16 protein-coding genes are annotated in these 19,643 nt (G+C 60.5%); 7 read left to right on the top strand and 9 right to left on the bottom strand.

Translation table 11 applies throughout. The features are described from left to right. The first annotated feature begins 25 nt into the window (after positions 1-25). A complete protein-coding gene (locus tag Q4577_RS05950) occupies positions 26-1,945 on the top strand; it encodes a glycosyltransferase (protein WP_303469772.1) in 1,920 nt (639 codons plus the stop codon). Here Q4577_RS05950 and Q4577_RS05945 read toward each other — a convergent pair. Next, positions 1,942-2,586 (bottom strand): GntR family transcriptional regulator, encoded by a 645-nt coding sequence (locus Q4577_RS05945; protein WP_303469773.1) that lies wholly within the window; start codon positions 2,584-2,586, stop codon positions 1,942-1,944. The genes Q4577_RS05950 and Q4577_RS05945 overlap by 4 nt on opposite strands. A gap of 102 nt (positions 2,587-2,688) precedes the next feature. Here Q4577_RS05945 and Q4577_RS05940 point away from each other — a divergent pair, with 102 nt between their 5' ends. Beyond that, complete coding sequence (locus tag Q4577_RS05940; RefSeq protein WP_303469774.1) at positions 2,689-3,333, top strand: pyrimidine 5'-nucleotidase; 645 nt, start codon at positions 2,689-2,691, stop codon at positions 3,331-3,333. A 73-nt stretch (positions 3,334-3,406) separates the two neighbouring features. Then, positions 3,407-4,639 carry a UbiH/UbiF family hydroxylase gene (locus Q4577_RS05935; protein ID WP_303469776.1) on the top strand — a complete coding sequence of 411 codons (1,233 nt, stop codon included), beginning with the start codon at positions 3,407-3,409 and terminating at the stop codon, positions 4,637-4,639. Between the two features lie 64 nt (positions 4,640-4,703). Here the strand turns inward: Q4577_RS05935 and ilvC are convergent, their stop codons facing one another. Next, positions 4,704-5,726, bottom strand: coding sequence for a ketol-acid reductoisomerase (ilvC, locus tag Q4577_RS05930; protein WP_244686946.1), 1,023 nt, complete (start codon positions 5,724-5,726; stop codon positions 4,704-4,706). Between the two features lie 147 nt (positions 5,727-5,873). Here ilvC and Q4577_RS05925 point away from each other — a divergent pair, with 147 nt between their 5' ends. From Q4577_RS05925 to Q4577_RS05915, 3 genes are all read left to right on the top strand, one after another. Next, a complete protein-coding gene (locus Q4577_RS05925; protein WP_303469778.1) occupies positions 5,874-6,329 on the top strand; it encodes an Lrp/AsnC family transcriptional regulator in 456 nt (151 codons plus the stop codon). After that, the gene (locus Q4577_RS05920; protein ID WP_303469780.1) at positions 6,326-6,784 is read left to right on the top strand and encodes an Lrp/AsnC family transcriptional regulator; all 459 of its coding nucleotides are present in this window, start codon (positions 6,326-6,328) and stop codon (positions 6,782-6,784) included. Before Q4577_RS05925 ends, Q4577_RS05920 begins: the two co-directional genes overlap by 4 nt. 95 nt (positions 6,785-6,879) lie before the next feature. Continuing rightward, positions 6,880-8,004, top strand: a complete 1,125-nt coding sequence (locus Q4577_RS05915; RefSeq protein WP_303469781.1) for an aminotransferase class V-fold PLP-dependent enzyme — start codon at positions 6,880-6,882, stop codon at positions 8,002-8,004. Positions 8,005-8,410: 406 nt separating this feature from the next. Here Q4577_RS05915 and folP read toward each other — a convergent pair whose 3' ends face one another. From folP to Q4577_RS05880, 7 genes are all read right to left on the bottom strand, one after another. After that, positions 8,411-9,439, bottom strand: a complete 1,029-nt coding sequence (gene folP / locus Q4577_RS05910; protein WP_303469782.1) for a dihydropteroate synthase — start codon at positions 9,437-9,439, stop codon at positions 8,411-8,413. Between the two features lie 28 nt (positions 9,440-9,467). Further along, the gene (locus Q4577_RS05905) at positions 9,468-10,400 is read right to left on the bottom strand and encodes a dihydroneopterin aldolase (protein WP_303469783.1); all 933 of its coding nucleotides are present in this window, start codon (positions 10,398-10,400) and stop codon (positions 9,468-9,470) included. A gap of 147 nt (positions 10,401-10,547) precedes the next feature. After that, positions 10,548-11,189, bottom strand: a complete 642-nt coding sequence (locus Q4577_RS05900) for a cell wall hydrolase (protein ID WP_303469784.1) — start codon at positions 11,187-11,189, stop codon at positions 10,548-10,550. Positions 11,190-11,364: 175 nt separating this feature from the next. Then, on the bottom strand, positions 11,365-13,869 hold the full coding sequence (locus tag Q4577_RS05895) for a putative PEP-binding protein (RefSeq protein WP_303469873.1): 2,505 nt from the start codon (positions 13,867-13,869) through the stop codon (positions 11,365-11,367). A 167-nt stretch (positions 13,870-14,036) separates the two neighbouring features. After that, entirely contained in the window at positions 14,037-16,136 is a 2,100-nt protein-coding gene (gene glyS, locus Q4577_RS05890) for a glycine--tRNA ligase subunit beta (RefSeq protein WP_303469785.1), read from the bottom strand. Beyond that, complete coding sequence (locus Q4577_RS05885; protein ID WP_303469786.1) at positions 16,136-16,663, bottom strand: DUF6446 family protein; 528 nt, start codon at positions 16,661-16,663, stop codon at positions 16,136-16,138. The genes glyS and Q4577_RS05885 overlap by 1 nt, the downstream gene beginning before the upstream one ends. Then, positions 16,660-17,604: a glycine--tRNA ligase subunit alpha gene (locus Q4577_RS05880; protein ID WP_303469787.1), complete on the bottom strand. Its 945-nt coding sequence runs from the start codon at positions 17,602-17,604 to the stop codon at positions 16,660-16,662. Before Q4577_RS05880 ends, Q4577_RS05885 begins: the two co-directional genes overlap by 4 nt. Before the next feature lie 282 nt (positions 17,605-17,886). On the opposite strand from Q4577_RS05880, the gene Q4577_RS05875 reads away from it, so the two are divergent. Continuing rightward, complete coding sequence (locus Q4577_RS05875; protein WP_303469788.1) at positions 17,887-19,638, top strand: trypsin-like peptidase domain-containing protein; 1,752 nt, start codon at positions 17,887-17,889, stop codon at positions 19,636-19,638. Positions 19,639-19,643 lie beyond the last annotated feature (5 nt).

The raw sequence follows: 19,643 nt of genomic DNA, 5'->3' as shown, positions 1-19,643 counted from the left end.
GCCCTGCGGAAAACAGGCCAGAGACATGAGTCCTTCGAAAGTGCAATTGCGCGGCCCACAAACCGCGCGCCTCAGCCCACATTACCGGCAACCGCTGGGGCAGATTCTGGTGGATACTGGGGTTTTGACCCCGGACCAGTTGCTTTTGGGTCTGGGCATCCAAGCACAATGTCACGCGCCTTTGCCACAGGTGCTTCTGGCCGAGGGTTTGGTCACTGGCGAGGATATTCTGCGGGCGCAGTCCGCACAATATGCCGCGCTTTCCCTGACCGTAACGGATACCCCGCCGAACGCCGACTGCTATGGCGCGCTGGACCCGCTGTTTTGTCTGAAACATGGCATCATGCCCTGGGATCGGCTGGGCGAAACATTGGTGGTGGCCACCTGCCACCCGGATCAATTCGAAGATTTGTTGGCATTATTGCCCGACCAAACCGGCCCGGTGGTCATGGGGATCGCGTCCGAAACCGATATTCACGCCGCAATTGCCGCCGCCCATGCCAAGACTTTGTCAAAACTGGCGGAAACCGCCCTGCCCGAAGAGGACAGCTGTCGTGGCATGCGCGTGGTCGCCGACCGCCGGGATCTGCGCCGCATGGCATTGCTTGGTATTGCCTTGGCCACTGTGGCGGCGGTCTTTCCAGCCTTGGTCTATGGTGTGGCCGCGGCCTGGGCGATCTTCACCTTGTTTTGCATCACCTACATGAAAGCCGCGGCATGTATCGCCAGATTGCGCGGCCCGTTGGTGTCCACCGCAACCGGTTCCACCAAATTGACCAAACCGCCGCCCAAAGTGTCGATGTTGGTACCACTGTTTCGAGAGAAAGACATTGCAACCCGGCTTGTCGCGCGGCTTTCGCGCCTGACCTATCCCAAATCCCGGCTCGACGTTGTTCTGCTGCTCGAGGCGGAGGACACACAAACCCAGGCCGCATTGGACAAGGCGGAATTGCCGCCCTGGATGCGCATTTTGGTTGTCCCCCCGGGCGAGTTGACGACCAAACCAAGGGCATTGAACTATGGCATTCGCTTTTGCGATGGCGAGATTCTTGGCATCTATGACGCCGAGGACAATCCAGCACCCGACCAAATTGACCTGGTCGCCGCCCATTTTGAAACCGCACCGGATGATGTTGCCTGCCTTCAGGGTATTTTGGATTTTTACAATCCGCATGCCAATTGGTTGGCCCGCTGTTTCACCATCGAATATGCCTCTTGGTTTCGGGTCATTTTACCGGGGCTGACGCGGATGCGACTTCCGATCCCATTGGGCGGCACGACCCTGTTCTGCCGCCGTCAGGTGCTTGAGGATCTGGGGGGATGGGACGCGCATAACGTGACCGAAGACGCCGATTTGGGCATTCGTCTGTCGCGACACGGTTTTCGCACACAGATGATAGATTCCGTCACGCTGGAAGAGGCGAATTGTGCCCTTTGGCCATGGGTCCGGCAAAGATCCCGCTGGCTGAAAGGGTATATGGCAACCTATCGCGTCCATATGCGTCACCCGCGGGTTTTGCTGCGCGATCTGGGGTGGCGCGGGTTCATTGGCTTTCAGGTGTTGTTCCTTGGCGCGCTCAGCCAATTCGTCATGGCGCCCGTCTTATGGTCGTTCTGGTTGGCAATTTTTGGGCTGCCGCATCCGCTGGTGACCTGGTTTGGCCCGGACATCGAAACAGGCATCAAGATTCTGTTCCTGTTGACCGAGGCTTTGGGTCTGACCATTGGCATGGCAGCCGTGGCCAGCCCGCAACATCGCCGTCTTATCCCCTGGGTGCCGACATTGATGTTCTATTTCCCCCTGGGATCAATTGCAGCCTACAAAGCATTGATAGAACTTATCAACCGACCGTTCTTCTGGGACAAGACAGACCATGGTCACAGCAATGATGAACCCGTTTTGGACCACGAGGAGGTCAAACCCGGAGCGGTCACAAACGCCTAGTCGTCGGCCATACTGTCCAGTTTCAACCGGGTCACAAAGGCCACCGAGATATGTGATTTCAACGCGTCGTTGGCGGCGGCTTCATCGCGCGCCTCGATTGCGCGGACGATGGCATCATGTTCTTCCAGCGCCTTTTCACCCCGGCCTTCGGCCGCCAGTGACGTGGTGGCCATCAGGGCCATCGAACGATGCACCAAATCCAGTTGCTGCACCAGAAACCGGTTGTGCGACGCAAGATGGATTTGTTTGTGAAACCGCCGGTTCGCGCGTGCAAGCGCCGATGGCTTGTTGACCAATGCGCGATCGTCTTCGACCATGTCGCGCAGCACCCGGGTTTCTTCGGCGGTGGCATGACGCGCCGCCAGCCGCGCCGCCAGCGCCTCCAGCTCGGCGCGCACCACATAGAGTTCGGCCAATTGGTTGTGATCCAGCGACGCCACGATAAGCGACCGCCCGTCCCGCGACAAAAGAGATTGGGTTTCAAGCCGTTGCAATGCCTCGCGAATTGGCGTTCGGCTCATCCCCAGCCGGTCGGCCAGATCGCTTTCAACCAGCCGGTCACCCGGGCGAAAGGTGCCAACGTCGATCGCCTCCAGGATCATGGTATAGGCGTCTTTTTGTATCGGCGCTTTCTGGGTCACCTGTGCGCTCCTCCGCTGGACTTCGCGGCACCATACTCAGACACCCCCGTCGCGGCAATACGGCCATTGCACCGCGCGACCACCGGGGATAGCGTGCCGCCCATGGCAAAAGCACAGTTTTCCCACGTCACCCATTGGGTCTTTGACCTTGACAACACATTGTATCCACCTGAATCGGCGCTATTTTCCCAGATAGAGCCGCGGATGACCGCCTTTGTGATGGCGGCCCTTGGCGTGGCTGAGGCCGAGGCAAATCATCTGCGCAATCACTATTGGAAAACCTATGGCACGACGCTGGCGGGATTGATGCGCGAACATGATGTCGATCCCGGCCCCTATCTGCATGATGTGCATCAAATAGATTTTTCGGTTCTGGTGCCCGACCCGACGCTGGCCGATCATATCCGCGCGCTGCCGGGACGGCGGATTGTCTATACCAACGGCACCGGGCCTTATGCGGAACAGGTGCTGTCGGCGCGCGGTTTGTCCGGGTTGTTTGATGCGGTGTATGGGGTGGAACATGCCGGGTTCCTGCCCAAACCGGAACGCGCCGCGTTTGAAACCATCTTTGCCCGCGACGGCACCGATCCCACAAAGGCCGCCATGTTCGAGGATGACCCCCGCAATCTGGCCGCGCCACATGAGATGGGAATGCGCACGGTGCATGTCGCCGGCACGCCGCATCTGGCCGATCACATCCATCATCACACCGATGATCTTAGCGGGTTTCTGTCACGCTTGACCTAGAGGCTGCCAGAACTGCTCTGTCACATGGCAATTCTGCAAGCACAGCCTATTTTCATCCCAAAGGAGGTGGCCCATGCAGCACGACATTATCATCGCCGGTGGCGGCATTGCGGGGCTGACCGCGGCTGCGGCCTTTGGCCAGGCCGGGTTTTCCGTCCTCTGTGTCGACCCAAGCCCGCCGGTGACCAGCCGCGATGCGGCCAGCGCCGATCTGCGCAGCACGGCGTTTTTGCAACCGGCGCGGGGTTTTCTGGAAACCACCGGCATTTGGCCCCGGCTTGCCCCCCATGCCACGCCACTGGACACGATGCGGATCATCGACGCAGGCGGCGCAGCCACCGATGCACCCATCAGCGATAGTCCCGCCAGCCATAATCCCATCAGCCGTGATTTTGAGGCGCGTGACATTTCCGATCTGCCTTTTGGGTGGAACCTGCCAAACTGGCTGTTGCGCCGAGAGCTGGCCGCCCGTCTGGGGGAATTGGACAAGGTCACCTTTGTCATCGGTGCCTCTGTGACCGGGTTGTTCACCCGGACCAATATGGCGCGCGTCACCCTGTCCGACGGTCAGCACCATATGGCAAAGCTGGTGATCGCCGCAGACGGGCGGAATTCCACCCTCCGCCAGGCTGCGAATATTCCGGTAAAAACCACAAGATTCGGGCAAAAGGCCCTCGCCTTTGCCGTGACCCATCCCATCCCGCATTGCAATGTCTCGACCGAGGTGCACCGCAGCGGCGGGCCGTTTACATTGGTGCCATTGCCGGATTTTGACGGCATGCCCTCATCCGCAGTTGTCTGGATGGACGAAGGTCCAAAGGCCCAGGCGCTGTTTGACATGGACACCACCGCGTTCGAGGCGGCGATGACCGAGCGGTCCACCGGGATATTTGGGCCCTTGCGCTTGGTGTCGCGCCGGTCGATCTGGCCGATTGTGGCGCAATGCGCCGGGCAATTGGCCGGGGAACGGCTGGCGCTGGTGGCCGAGGCCGCGCATGTGGTGCCCCCGATCGGCGCGCAGGGGTTGAATATGTCGCTTCAGGATCTGTCCACCTTGCTGGATCTTGCCATCGCACAGCCAGACCGGCTTGGCGATCAACAGATGCTGGATCAGTATCACCGCGCCCGGATCACCGATATTCGCGCGCGGGTCGCGGGGATCACCGCGCTCAACCGGGCGTCGATGTTGTCGGCCGCGCCGCTGCGCAAACTGCGGGCCGCCGGGATTTCGGCCTTGCATGACGTGACCCCGGTCCGCCGCGCTCTGATGCAGATCGGCCTTGGCAGCAAACGCCGACATCCCTGACCCCAAACAAAAAGCCCGGCGCAATGGCCGGGCTTTTCAGTAGCGTAACGTAATCCGAACCGGATCAGTTCTTTTCTTTGTCGACCATTTTGCCGGCCGAAATCCACGGCATCATGCCGCGCAGTTTGGCGCCGGTGGCTTCGATCGAATGCTCGTCGTTGATTTTGCGGGTCGCTTTAAACGACGGCTGGCCAACGGCATTTTCCAGCATGAAGTCACGCACGAATTTGCCGGTCTGAATGTCGGTCAGAACCTCTTTCATCCGCTTCTTGGTCTCGTCATAGGGCAGGATGCGCGGGCCGGAGACGTATTCGCCGTATTCCGCGGTGTTCGAGATCGAGTAGTTCATGTTGGCGATGCCGCCTTCGTAGATCAGGTCCACGATCAGCTTCACTTCGTGCAGGCACTCGAAATAGGCCATTTCCGGCTCGTAGCCAGCTTCGACCAGCGTCTCAAAGCCCATGCGGATCAGTTCGACCAAACCACCGCAGAGAACAGCCTGTTCGCCGAACAGGTCGGTTTCGCATTCTTCACGGAAGTTGGTTTCGATGATGCCCGAACGGCCGCCACCGATGGCCGAGCAATAGGACAGGCCGATTTCCAGCGCTTTGCCCGATGCGTCGTTGTGAACCGCCACAAGGCAAGGCACGCCGCCGCCTTTGGTGTATTCGCCGCGCACGGTGTGGCCTGGGCCTTTGGGGGCCATCATGATGACGTCAACGCCGGGCTTCGGCTCGATCAGGCCGAAGTGCACGTTCAGACCGTGGGCAAAGGCAATCGCCGAGCCTTCTTTCAGGTTGTCATGCACATATTTCTTGTAGGTTTCGGCCTGCAATTCGTCGGGCATGGTGAACATGATCACATCACACCAGGCCGCCGCTTCGGCAATACCCATAACCTTAAGGCCTTCGCCTTCGGCTTTTTTGATCGAAGGCGAGCCGTCGCGCAGGGCAACAACCACGTTCTTCGCGCCGGAATCGCGCAGGTTCAGCGCATGGGCGTGGCCCTGGCTGCCGTAGCCGAGAATTGCGACTTTCTTGTCTTTGATCAGGTTCACATCGCAATCGCGATCATAATATACGCGCATATCGGTCTTCCTTGTATTGGTCTTCACTTCGGTGTTCGTCTGGCGGGCAATCTACGGCGTCCTGTGGGTAAATGCGCGTCAAATCCGCAGAAATTTTGCAATTTCCCGATTTATCTATTCGCGTGATCCCGATATTAGATGGAAATCATGCTTGACGATACAGACCGACGCATTCTTCGCCAGATGCAGGCCGATCCGGACCTGCCCCTGTCCGCCCTGGCCGGCCGGGCCGGTGTGACCCCCGCCACCCTGTCGCGGCGGTTGGAACGCATGCGCGAGATCGGTGTATTGCTGGGCAAACGGGCGGAAATCAATTGGCCGGCCCTCGGTTATACAATTGAAGTGTCCTTGCGCATCACGCTGGACAAAACGCAATCGCGCGCCTTTGACGATTTTCTGGCGGCGGCCCGCAAGGTGCCAGAGGTGATCGAAATCCAGACCTTTCTGGGTCAGGTCGATGTGCGATTGGCGGTGATTGCCCGCGACATCCCTCACTATCAGGAAATCTACCGCGCGCGGCTGTTGACCCTGCCACATCTCGCCGATGTCGAGGCGTTGATGCATGTGTCACGCATCAAGGACAACGAGGTGTTTCCGGTTTGACCGACTTTGACACCACCGACCGCGCCATTTTGCGCGCCCTGTCGCGGGATGCCAGCCAATCGGCCGGCACCTTGGGGCGTCGTTTGGACCTGTCGCAACCCGCCACATGGCGGCGGATCAAACGATTGCGCGATGCCGGGGTGATTTCCGGCACCCGGTTGATACTGGACCGTGAAAAGCTGGGCTTTGGTGTGACGGTGTTCTTGGGGGTGAAACTGGCCACCAAGGGCCGCATCAGCCTGGAGGATTTTGAACGCGCGGTGACCGCCATCCCGGAAGTACAGACCGTGGAACATGTGCTGGGGCTTTATGATTATCGGTTGCGGGTGGTGGCGCGGGATCTGTCGGATTTTGAGCGGGTTCTGCGGCGGCGCATCATGACCCTGCCCGGTGCCGGGCATGTCGAGGCCAATGTGCTGTTGAGCGAAGAACGCTTGCCCGGCCCCTTGGGTTGATCCCCCCGCCACTGCGCCCGGTCCCGGCGCGACGGTGCTTATCGACAATGGTGATCTGTCCTTCTAACCATGGTGGGACAGATAAAGGAGGCACCATGGCCCTGCGTGACGATATTGACCCGAATGGGTATGATGAATTTTCGGTGGTCTTCACCGACCGGTCGCTCAACCATATGTCAGCGACATTCCAACAGGTGATGCGCGACATTTCGGACAACCTGAAATCGGTATATGGCGCCAGCGCTGTGGCGCTTGTCCCCGGTGGTGGCACCTTTGCGATGGAGGCCGTGGCCCGCCAGTTTGCCCAGAACGCAAATTGCCTTGTGGTGCGCAACGGCTGGTTTTCCTTCCGTTGGAGCCAGATTTTCGAGGCCGGCGGTTTCACCGGGTCCGAAACCGTGATGAAGGCGCGCCGGACCGGCAATGACGCACAATCGCCCTTTGCCCCCGCCCCGATCGAAGAGGTCACCGCGCGCATTCGCGCCGAAAAGCCCGATCTGGTGATTGCGCCACATGTGGAAACATCGTCCGGGATCATCCTGCCCGACGCCTATGTCACCGCCATGGCGGCGGCGGCGCTTGAGGTTGGCGCGCTGATGGTTCTGGATTGCATTGCCTCGGGCTGTGTCTGGGTGGATATGGCGGCGACCGGCGTCGATGTGCTTATTTCGGCACCACAAAAAGGGTGGTCCTCCACGCCCTGCGCCGGGTTGGTGATGTTGTCGGATCGCGCGATGGCGCGGATGGAGACCAGCACATCCAACAGTTTCGCGGCGGATCTCAGGAAATGGCACCAGATCATGTTGGCCTATGAAAACGGCGGCCATGCCTATCACGCGACATTGCCAACCGATGGGCTGCGCGCCTTTCGCGACACAATGCTGGAGAGCCGTGACATCGGATTTGAGCACCTGGCCGCAGCGCAATGGGACCTTGGCACCAAGGTGCGGGCCCTGCTGGCATCCCACGGCATCCCGTCCGTGGCCGCGCCGGGTTTTGAAGCCCCCGGTGTCGTGGTCAGCTATACCGCAAATCCAGAGATCCAGTCAGGGCGCGCCTTTGCCGCCGAAGGCACACAGATCGCGGCCGGTGTGCCGTTGCAATGTGACGAAGGTGACGGATTTTCCACGTTCCGGCTGGGGCTGTTCGGGTTGGACAAGCTCGCGGATGTGGATGCCACAGTGGAGCGGTTGCAAAAGACACTGAATATGGTCGTCTGAGACGACGTTGTTTGGGGCGTGGCTTGGGGCCAGGCCGGGAAAAAGGGTGTCGCCGCGCCGATGCGCACCGACAGGCTGGGGGCCAGCCCCCAGACCCCCGGGATATTTCGGGTCAGATGAAGTTGAGCCCGGTGTTCACACCACGTCCTGAACGGCGTCGACCACACGGTCGACCACCCGTTCCAACATGGTCGGACCTTCGCATTCTGCCATGATGTGGATCAGCGGTTCGGTGCTGGCCGACCCCGTACTGGACGCCCCCTCTGTGGCAGAGGTTTTTCGGCTTCTGTGGCACGGGTTCGAAAATCTGCGCCCGTTCAGAGGCCTTGCGCCCGGTGCGCAAAGCCATTTCGACGATTATCGGGCGGTATTGGTGGTGCCGCGCTCAGCAACGGTGACAGGCAACCTATGTGTCGTTCACTTTACCCTGCTCTATCGCCTGCCAAAGCCGCAATGCCTGTTTCGTTTCCGCGACATCGTGAATTCGCAGGATCTGGGCGCCCTGGGCGACCGCCGCAAGCGCCAGAGCCAGCGACCCCGGAACCCGATCATTGGGGTCTGCTGCGTGGCCCACAACCCGGATCAGCCCCTTGCGCGATCCGCCCACCAAAAGGGCAACACCAAGCCCGTGAAACAGGCTCAGCCCCTGAAGAAGGGCAAGGTTGTGAGTGGTCGATTTGCCAAATCCCAGCCCCGGATCAGCGACAATCCGATGGCGCGGGATGCCTGCTTCGATCAACATGCAGATCTGCGCATTCAGAAAATCAAAGACATCCAGCAGCACGTCGTCATACTGTGGATTATCCTGCATGTCCTGCGGGTTGCCTTGGGTGTGCATCACGCAGACCGGCACATGATATTGCCCGCAGTAAGGTGCCAGCGTTTTGTCGAACGTAAAACCCGACACGTCATTGACCAGCACCGCACCGGCGGTCAGGGCCGATTGCGCGACGGGTTGCTTGCGCGTGTCGATAGAGAGCGGCGTTTCCAGAACCTGGTTCAGCGCCTGGATCACCGGTTCAACCCGGGCGATCTCTGCCTCGACCGGGACGTCGACCGCACCGGGTCTGGTGCTTTCGCCGCCGATGTCGATGATGTCTGCGCCCTGCTCTGCCATCAGCCGGGCATGGGTGACGGCGCGGGCCGGACCATTGTGGCGCCCACCGTCGGAAAAGCTGTCGGGGGTTACGTTCAAAATACCCATCAAGCGCGGCGCATTCATGTGCAGACCGGCGACGGGGGGGCGCGGCGTCGACAGCCGTTCGATCACATGATCGGGAATCTCGGCCACGGGGACAATTCTGGCGGGATCCTGACGGTGCAGCCGTTCGGCATGGGTAAACCAGCACCAGCCCCCCGCCAATGTCACAGCATCCTCGGGTCGGTGCGGCCCACGCTGAACCAGCGGGCGGAAATATGCGTCGGTCAGAGTCATTTGTCTGTGCATGCGGGAATCTGTGCGATCACGCAAGGATGTGTTGGGTAATATCGAGGGCACGCATCGCAAGTCCGGCGGCAACCGGCAGATCCTCGCCAATGACCAGAAACTCCGCCGCCTCCAGCTGACCGGCGAACCAGGCCGCCAGCGCCACGGAATCACGGGCCTGGCTTTTGGGGCCCTCGACCGCATCCAGGACAATCTTGGACGGGGCCCAGAGGCTGATCTGGTCGTGCTTCATGCCCCAGTCGACCTCTGTCCGGGTGCCGACAACCACACAGCGTGGATCGCGCGCCGCCAGAACCCAGCCGTTTTGTTCAATCGCCAAAAGATCTATCCGCCGTTGCGCCAGCGGGTGATCGGCCACCGGGCGTGCGCCGTCCGGCAGGCCAACGCACAACAGAACCGGTGCGCCCTTTGCCGCCAGCCGGTCAATCCAGCCGGACAAATGTTCCGATGCAATCGCGGCATTCGACAGATAGACCACACGCGGATGCGGTTTTTCTTCGGCTTGCGGGGCCTGATGATCGGGATTGATGTCGCTGCGGCTGCGGACGATTTCGACGCCAAGCGCGCCGGGACCGCGATCCAGTTTCTCAATCCGGACAAAGACCCGCATCGCTTGGGGTTCCAGCAGAATGCGTTCGGCCACACGTTCGGCCAGGGTTTCCAGCAGGTTCAGCCGCTCTTCCGCCAGCTCATGTGCAATCGCCTCGGTGACACGATCATAGCTGAGGATTCGGTCGACATCGTCACAGATGCCATCGTCGGCATGGGCGACCTCGACCACGACATTGAAACACACCCGTTGGGTATGGCCCCGCTCGGATTGAAAGGCGCCGATTTCCACAGCAACGATATGGTCGCGCAGAGAAATCCGATCACGCGGCGGCATGCCTTCGGTTGCTGCCGCCCGTTCGGATGGATGGGAAAAGGCGAGATGGATTTCCTGGCTCATGTCGGGCACCCCGGTTGTCGTGTGCGCTTGGGTCTATCAGGCGCGTTGCCGCGCCAAAAGCCCCTTCGCATCACCACCCCACTTTGGCGCCGCCCGGGGCACAGCCCGACCAGCGGTCATCTTCCTGCCCGGACCGCGCCAAGCGGATCAGTTTTTCGACACACGCTGTGGCTGGCGGTAAAACCGATGCACGCCGATTGTGGTGGTATGGGCAAATTTACGCGCCCAATTCGGATTGACCGCCGTGGTGTGATAGTGGGTCGCGCCATCGGTCAAATTGCGCGGCAGGCCGGAAATCACGGCAGAGGCAATCTTGGCTACACGGGAATAGGCCGCGGGTTCGCCGATATGTTCGGCATTGCCATCACAGGTATAGGTGAACTGACAGGCGTATTTTCGGCCTGTGCCCTGTTTGATCACACCACAGACCGTATCGGGAAACCGGCTGCTTTTCACCCGGTTCATGATCACTTCGGCGACAGCCACCTGGCCTTTGATGCTTTCACCGCGGGCTTCGAAATACAACGCCTCGGCCAGACAGTTTGCCTGGGCGTTTTTCTTGGCCGATGGCAATGTCGCCAGCCATTCACGATCATAGGCGGAATTTTTGGCGGCGGGCGGCGTGGTATCGCCCAATGCCCATTTCAACGTGCCACTGGGCACGGAATTCAGTCCCTGGCGCTCCAGATTGATCAGGCGCCCCACCTCATCCAAACGCAATTCAGCAGCGGCCCCGGTCCCCAGCAGTCCGAGGATCGTGGCTGCAATAGCAGCAAATTTCAGTCGCATCTAAGTCCCTCACACACGCAAGCCCGAGCGGTCCCGGGCTTCAAGCAGTTCGGTCTGTATATAGAATTTGTCAAAAATCGCATAGCGACGCGCTGCCGCAGCGGAAATCCGCCGTTGCGGCCCTGCCACACCCCGGATGCATCGCAATATTACGCGGCCAAACCAGTGTGGTCCGCTATATTTTGTCCCGTATCGCAAGTTGCGCCGCAGCAAGCCGCGCCACCGGAACCCGGAAGGGTGAACAGGAGACATATGTAAAACCGATGTCCCGACAGATGGCAATTGATTCGGGATTGCCGCCATGTTCACCGCAAATCGACAAAACCACATCGGGGCGCGCCTTGCGCCCACGGTCGGCCCCGATCCGCAGAAGCTCGGCCACGCCATCGACGTCCATGACATGGAACGGATCTTCGGCAAAGACCCCCTGCTGGACGTATTCCGACATGAACCGCCCGGCGTCATCGCGCGACAAACCATAGGTCATCTGCGTCAGATCGTTGGTGCCGAAACTCAGGAAATCCGCATGGCCTGCGATTTCCTCGGCCCGCAGGGCGGCGCGCGGCGTTTCCACCATCACCCCAAGGCGATAGTCAAAATTCCGTCCGGTTTCATTGCGCACGGCTGCGGCCACCGCATCGACGCGGGTTTTGACAATCTCGACCTCGCGTTTGGCCGACACCAGCGGGATCATGATTTCAGGCACCACCGGCGCGCCATCGCGGCTGGCGGCGATGGTCGCCTCGAAAATTGCCCGCGCCTGCATATCATAGATTTCCGGCATGGTGATGCCCAGCCGCACCCCCCGCATTCCCAGCATCGGGTTGTATTCGCCCAAACTCTCGACCCGGCGTTCGACGTCACTGACCGGTAGGTCCAGCGCCTCGGCCAGGGCGCGCATCCCGGCCTTGTCGGTGGGCAGAAATTCATGCAGCGGCGGATCAAACAGACGGATACAGACCGGCAACCCCTGCATGATCCGAAACAACTCAATGAAATCAGCACGCTGCATCGGCAACAGCAGCTCCAGCGCGGCGCGGCGGTCCTCGGCCGAATTGGCAAAGATCATTTCCCGCATCACGATCATGCGGTCGGTTTCAAAGAACATATGCTCGGTCCGGCACAGCCCGATGCCATCGGCGCGAAAATTTCGCGCCGTGGTGGCATCCATCGGCGTGTCGGCATTGGCGCGAATGTCGATGTCACGCACCGCATCGGCCCATTCCATCAGCTTTTGAAAACTTTCATCCAGCGCCGCCTCAAGCATCGGCGGGCTGCCCTGAAGAACTTCGCCGGTGGCGCCGTCGATGGTGATCAGATCGCCCTCGGCAAAGACCCGGCCATCCAGCGCCACAAGTTTTTTCTTGCGAATGTGGAACCCCATTCTGACGGCCCCCACGACACAGGGTATCCCCATCCCGCGCCCGATCACCGCCGCATGGCTGGTCATGCCGCCGCGTTCCGTCAGCACACCGACCGCAGCCTGCATACCGCGAATATCCTCGGGCGAAGTTTCGCGGCGCACAAGAATACAGGCTTCGTCACGGGCGGCGCTGGCCTGGGCGGCTGTGGCGGTAAACACGATCCGACCGGTGGCAGCCCCCGGGCTGGCCGCGACACCCCGGCCAAGGATATCGCGATCGGCATCCGGGTCGATCTGGCGGTGCAAAAGCTCGCTCAACGCGCGCGGTTCGACCCGCAACAGCGCCTCTTCGCGGGGAATGACCTTGTCCTCGGCCAAAGCCACGGCAATCCGCACCGCCGCCCGGTTGGACCGGCGCACCCGAACCCCGTCAAGCACATGCACCCGACCGCCCTGGATCGTGAATTCAATCTGCATCTCGGCGCGCAGCTTGCGGCGCATTCGTTCGGCAATATCAACGATTTCGGCAAAAGCCTGCGGCGCAACCTCTTCCAGCGACGGACCACGTGTGTCCTGCGCCAGAAACAGGGCCTCGGCTCCGCCGGTCAACGCATCGCGCCCCTGGCTCTGGCTGAGGTATCGCCCGGTGATCTGGCGCAGGCCGGTGTGGCTGTTGACCAATTGCAACACGCCCGATCCGGTTTCCCCTTCGGCCGCCTCTGGCCGTCCGATCCCCAGCGCCATTTCCTGAACCACAAGGCCCAGACCGGCATCGGCCGGCGCGCCCTTGGCCTGACGCAAAAGACGTGCGGTTGTGCCTTCCCATGCCCGCGCCATAGAGCGCAGAACCTGACGCAATTGCACCTCGGGTTCCTGTGGGAATGGTTCCTCGGCCTCTTCCTCATAGGCGCGCAGCGCCTCGGACAGGGCCTGGGCACCTTCGACGCTGATGTCATCGAACATATCGGGGTCAAGACGGGCAACATGCACCGCATAAGCCTCGACAAAACGGGTATAAAGCGCCGCCGCGGCATTGGCGCCAAGCGTGTCGCACATTTCGACGAAACGCGCGTCATTCATGCCGATGTTCAGGATCGCACCGGGGCCGCCCCAATCGGGATCTTGCGACGAGGGTCGCACGCACAGCAACGCGCCCTCCGGGAATTCCGCAAGAATCTTGGCTATGTCCGGCGCATGTCCGCTGGCCAGCCCATGCACCGCATCAAACGACAGCGCCACCGTGCGCGGCACCGGCAAATCCATCCGCACCAACCGTTGCAGGCATTTCGCCCGCCCGCCATGAGTGTTGGCGGCCATCGGCGCCGTTGGGGTGATCGGCGTGACATTGGGGTTTTCCTGCAACAAGACGCGATCCCATCAATTCATGTTGCATCGCAGCATAAGCGCCGCAGAAAACCGCACAAGCGTTATCTGGTGTCAGACGTGCCAACAGCCAAACGCCATCGGCACGCCAAATGCGTCATCTAGCCCTCGACCCGGGTAAGATCGGCGACCGACAAACAGGATTTTCGGATTTGGGACAACAGGTTAAGCCGGTTGCGCCGCAAAAGGTCATTGTCGGCATTCACCTGAACGGCCTCAAAGAACCCATCCACCGCACCGCGCAACCCGGCAAGCGCCGACATGGCTGCTTCGAAATCCTGTGCCGCCATCGCCGTGGCGATTTTCGGCTCGGCATCGTCAAGCGCGGCAAACAGCGCTTTTTCAGCGTCTTCCTCGGCAAATTTGATGTCTGCACCAAAGGAATATTCAACCCCGTCCTTGTCTTCGGCCTGGGTCAGGATGTTGTTGGCGCGTTTGAACCCCTGAAGCAGGTTGGTGCCATCCTCGGTCTGCAAGAAGGCCTGCAACGCCGTGGCGCGTTTGACCAGCAACGCCAGATCGTCATTGCCGGGCATGGCAATACAGGCGTCGATCACATCATGGCGAATGCCCTGATCGCGCAAGAAGACCTTGAGGCGGTCGTGGAAGAAACCCCGTATATCATTGATATCGGCAAACCCCATCGAGCCATCTTCACGGGCCTTCTCTCCCAAGATGTCAGCTGCTTTCTTAGAAAATGCGTTCAACGGCAACGACAAATCGTTGTTCAAAATCAATCGGATCACGCCCAAAGCCGCCCGGCGCAGCGCAAAGGGATCCTTCGACCCAGTCGGCTTCTCGTCGATCGCCCAGAACCCGGTCAGCGTGTCCAGCTTGTCCGCCAGCGCCACGGTCACGGATACCGGATCCGACGGCACATCATCCGACGGACCAAGCGGCGAGTAATGATCGCGGCAGGCATCGGCAACAGCATCGGACAACCCGGCCTTTTGAGCGTAATACCGCCCCATGATCCCCTGCAATTCCGGGAACTCATAAACCATTTCCGACGACAGATCGGCCTTGGCCACCTTGGCGGCCGTTTCCGCCTCTGCCGGATCGGCCCCGACAACGGGCGCAATTTCGCGCGCCAGCGCGGCAATGCGGGCGATGCGTTCGGCCTGGCTGCCGAGTTTGTTGTGGAAGGTGACATTGGCCAGCGGCGCGGACATGCCTTCCAGCCCGTCTTTCGCAACGGCACGCAAGTCATTCTCCCAAAAGAATTTTGCATCCGACAGCCGCGCCGACAGAACCTTTTGGTTGCCCGCCAGAACCGTCGCGCCGGTGTCTGCGGTTTCACGGTTGGCAACGGTCACAAATTTTTCGATCCGTCCGGTCTTGGGATTGCGGACCGAGAAAAACTTCTGGTGTTCCTTCATCGAGGTTTGCAGCACCTCGGGCGGCAACCCAAGGAAGTCGTCGCCAATCGACCCCATCAACACCACCGGCCATTCGACCAGCCCCGCAACCTCGGCCAGCAAACCACGGTCTTCGACCACTTCCAGACCTTGGGCAAAGGCCATGTTGGTGGCTTCGTGCCAGATGTGATCGGCGCGTTCAACGGCGTCCAACACGACAAAAGACCGCTTCAGCTTTGCGCTGTAATCGTCGAAAGATGTGACAGAAAATGCATCCGGCGCCATAAAGCGGTGGCCCCGTGTGGTGTTGCCCGACGTGATGCCGTCAATGTCCACCGGCACCACATTTGCCCCGGCTTCATCCGTCAAAATGCACAGAATGGAATGCAACGGACGCACCCAGCGCAGGCTGCCCGCGCCCCAGCGCATGGATTTTGGCCAGGGGAAATTGCGGATCACGTCTTCCAGAACTTCGGCAATGATGTCAGCCGCTTGCCGTCCGGGTTTCGTCAATGTCGCAAAGTATACCGCGCCCTTGGGGGTGTCGCGTTCTTCCAAAGCGTCACGTGTGATACCGGCCCCGCGCAGGAAACCTTCGATCGCTTTGTCCGGCGCGCCGACCTTGGGGCCCTTGCGCTCTTCCTTGACGGTTGGGCTTTCGGCCAACACGCCCTCGACCGTCAGCGCCAGCCGCCGGGGTGTCGCGAACGCCGCCGCAGAGGCATAGGTCAAACCGGCGTCCACCAGCCCATCGGTCATGCGTTTTTTCAAGTCCTCACAGGCCTTTGCCTGCATCCGCGCCGGGATTTCCTCAGAGAACAATTCGATCAGAAGATCAGGCATCAGTTGGTTTCCTCTCTGGCCGGGCATTCTTCGCCCACCACGGTGCCGTCATAGGCCTTGTCGCCGCATTCGTTTAATTCGTGCCAGACATAGCCCCGGCCATCGTCGGTGATCGCAACCACCCGATCGACGCCATAGGCGATGTTTTTCTGGCTCAGGAACATCAGTGCCGTGCCCGCCGTGACCTCGGCGTCGATCTGTTCGGCGTCAAAACAGTCAAACCAGCCGGGCGCGACGCGTGGCGGGGTGTGTTCATAGGCTTCGAAAGTTTCGCTCAGCATCGCGAGGCTATGCGACGTGGTGAAACAGGCCCGATACCCGATGGGTGAGGACCGTTTGTCAACCGCTTGAAAATCCTCGTAAAGGATCGGTTCCGGCAGGCCGGATACCAGCGACACCAACGCCACATCGTCAACCCCGTCTGCCGACACTTCGTCATAATAGGCAAACACCTGGGTGTAATAGAGGGCCACACCGGCCAGCAACGCAATCATCACAATCGCCCCCGCAAGTATCCGACCGCTCACTCCGCAGCCTCCGGCACATATCCGCCCGCCTCGGTCAGGACAAAGGCATCGGCACAGGCCTTGGCCAGCGTGCGCACCCGACCGATATAGGCCTGGCGTTCGGTGACGGAAATCACCCCGCGCGCATCGAGCAGGTTAAAGATATGGCTGGCCTTGATGCATTGATCATAGGCGGGATGCGCCATGACGATGCGTTTGCCGGTCTTGGGGTCGGTATGATCCGCCGCCAGAATGCGGGCGCATTCGGCCTCGGCCTCTTCAAAATGGCGCAACAACACGTCTGTGTCGACGACATCGAAATTCCAGCGGGAATATTCCTGTTCGGTCTGGCGGAATACATCACCATAGGACAGCGCAATCGGGGTTTGCGGGTCGTTGTAGGGCATGTCCATCACATGATCGACGCCCAGCACATACATCGCCAGACGTTCCAGACCATAGGTCAATTCCCCCGAAACCGGCGCGCAATCATGCCCGCCAACCTGTTGGAAATAGGTGAATTGGCTGACTTCCATACCGTCGCACCAAACCTCCCATCCCAGACCCCAGGCGCCCAGTGTCGGGCTTTCCCAGTCGTCTTCGACAAAGCGGATGTCGTGCATCTCCATGTCGATGCCGATGGCCGCCAAAGAGCCGAGATACAGCTCCTGCAGATCCGGCGGCGAGGGTTTGATCAGCACCTGAAACTGGTAATAATGCTGCAAGCGGTTGGGGTTTTCGCCATAACGCCCATCGGTCGGCCGGCGCGATGGCTGAACATAGGCGGCGGCCCAGGATTTGCTGCCAAGGGCGCGCAGGGTGGTCGCCGGGTGGAACGTACCGGCCCCGACCTCCATGTCATAGGGTTGCAGCACCGCACAGCCTTGCGCCGCCCAATAGGCCTGCAGCCGCAGGATGATTTCCTGAAATGAACGCGGGGTCTGGATCGGTTCGGATGTCATATCATGGCCTTTGCACGCTTTGGGCCTGATTATGCCCATGTGCCGCGAGGGTCAATTGCACCCTTTGCCCTGCCCGGCTGTTTGACCGGGAATTTTTTGGATCACGGTTTTTTTCCGGTCCACGGCCCATCGCGCACCTTCCCGTGAAACGGCCGCACCCCGGCTAAACGACTGACGTTCCCGTGACAAATCGTGTGGCCCCCCATTTTCAACGTGCAAGCGGCGGTGCATCCGCTACACTGTTGCAACAGTAAAGACGCAGGTTCAGGACGCCCTATACCCATGATACGTATTTTTGTGACCACTTTTTTCGCGCTTGCCATGTCCATGCGCGCCGCTTTTGCGCAGGATGACATCGCCTGGATTCAGGTGGAATCTCTGCCCAGCTTGTTGCAGGCCGAGGAACGGGTGCGTGATTACGCCGAAAACCTGCCTGACGTGAACGGATTTTCTGCCGGCACCGGTTGGTATGCAATCGCCTTGGGGCCCTATCCCGAAAACGAAGCGGCCCAGCGCCTGCGCGGTTTGCGCAATGCCGGCCAGATCCCGCGGGACAGTTTCGTGGTCCGCAGCAATGCCTTTCGCCAACAATTCTGGCCGATCGGGGCAAATGCCCTGGCCCAGCCCCCCATCACCATTCCCGCAACCACCGAAACCGAGACGGATCAGGCCGCGTCGCAAAACCCGCCAGAGCCGGTTGAGGAAGTTGTCCTTGACGAAACCCCGCGTGAGGCCCGCCGCAGCGAGGCCCAGTTGACCGGAAAGGAACGCCGCGATTTGCAGATCGCCCTGCAATGGGCTGGCGTCTATCGCGCCGGGATTGATGGCTCTTTCGGGGCTGGCACCCGGCGGGCGATGGCCGATTGGCAACGGGCCAATGGCTATGAGCCGACCGGCATTCTGACCACACGCCAGCGCGCGGATCTCTTTGGGCAATACAATGCCGTGCTTGAAGGCATGGACCTGCAAATGGTGGCAGATGCCGCCGCAGGGATCGAAATGAAACTGCCGATGGGCGTTGTGGCCTTCGACGCGCATGAAGCGCCTTTTGCGCGCTACGAACCCAAGGGCGATCTTGGCGCGCGGGTTCTTTTGATCTCGCAATCCGGCGACCAGCGCCGCCTGTTTGGATTGTATGATATTCTGCAAACGCTTGAGGTTGTGCCATTGGACGGTGCGCGCGAGCGGCGCAACAACGGCTTTACCATCACCGGCAGCAATGCACGCATCACCTCTCATACCGAGGTCAGCCTGCGCAACGGCGAAATCAAGGGGTTCATGCTGATCTGGCCGGTGGGTGACGAAGAACGCCGCATTCGCGTGCTTCAGGAAATGTCCGAAAGCTTTAGCCGGATCAATGGGGTTCTGCCCGCATCGGCGGGTGTGGATGACGGCCAATCGGTTGATCTTTTGTCCGGGCTGCAAATCCGCAAACCCCGCGTGTCGCGCAGCGGTTTCTTTGTCTCTTCCACCGGCATGGTAATGACCACGCTGGAGGCGGTTCAAGGCTGTTCCCGGGTCACGCTGGACGGCGACACCGATGCCGATGTCAAAATGACAGATGCCTCTTTGGGCCTGGCGCTTTTGACGCCGAAAACCCGACTTGCCCCGATGGAAGTCGCGGAGCTGGCGGCGGTTGCGCCACGGCTGCAATCCGAAATCGCAGTGGCCGGGTTTTCTTATGAAGGGGTGCTTGGCGCGCCGTCGATGACCTTTGGCAAGATTGTGGATCTGCGCGGTCTTCAAGGTGAGGAGCCGCTGGACCGGTTTGCCCTGACCGCCCTGCCCGGCGATGCTGGCGGGCCGGTGATGGACACCACCGGCGCGGTCATCGGCATGTTGCTGCCCCGCGACGCAGGTGGCCGGCAATTGCCCGAGGAAGTTGCGTTTTCCGCTGACGCGGCTGCGCTTGAATCCGCAATGCGCCGGGCCGGGGTTTCGGCCCGTGTATCCAACAACCGCAACACCATGGCCGCAGAGGATCTGACGGCAAAGGCGCGCGGTATGGCCGTTTTGGTCAGCTGCTGGGAATAACCGTG

The organism is Marinovum sp. 2_MG-2023 (assembly GCF_030548265.1).
In the GTDB taxonomy this organism is placed as follows: Bacteria; Pseudomonadota; Alphaproteobacteria; order Rhodobacterales; family Rhodobacteraceae; genus Marinovum.
This window is presented reverse-complemented; position numbering and strand designations above follow the sequence as displayed.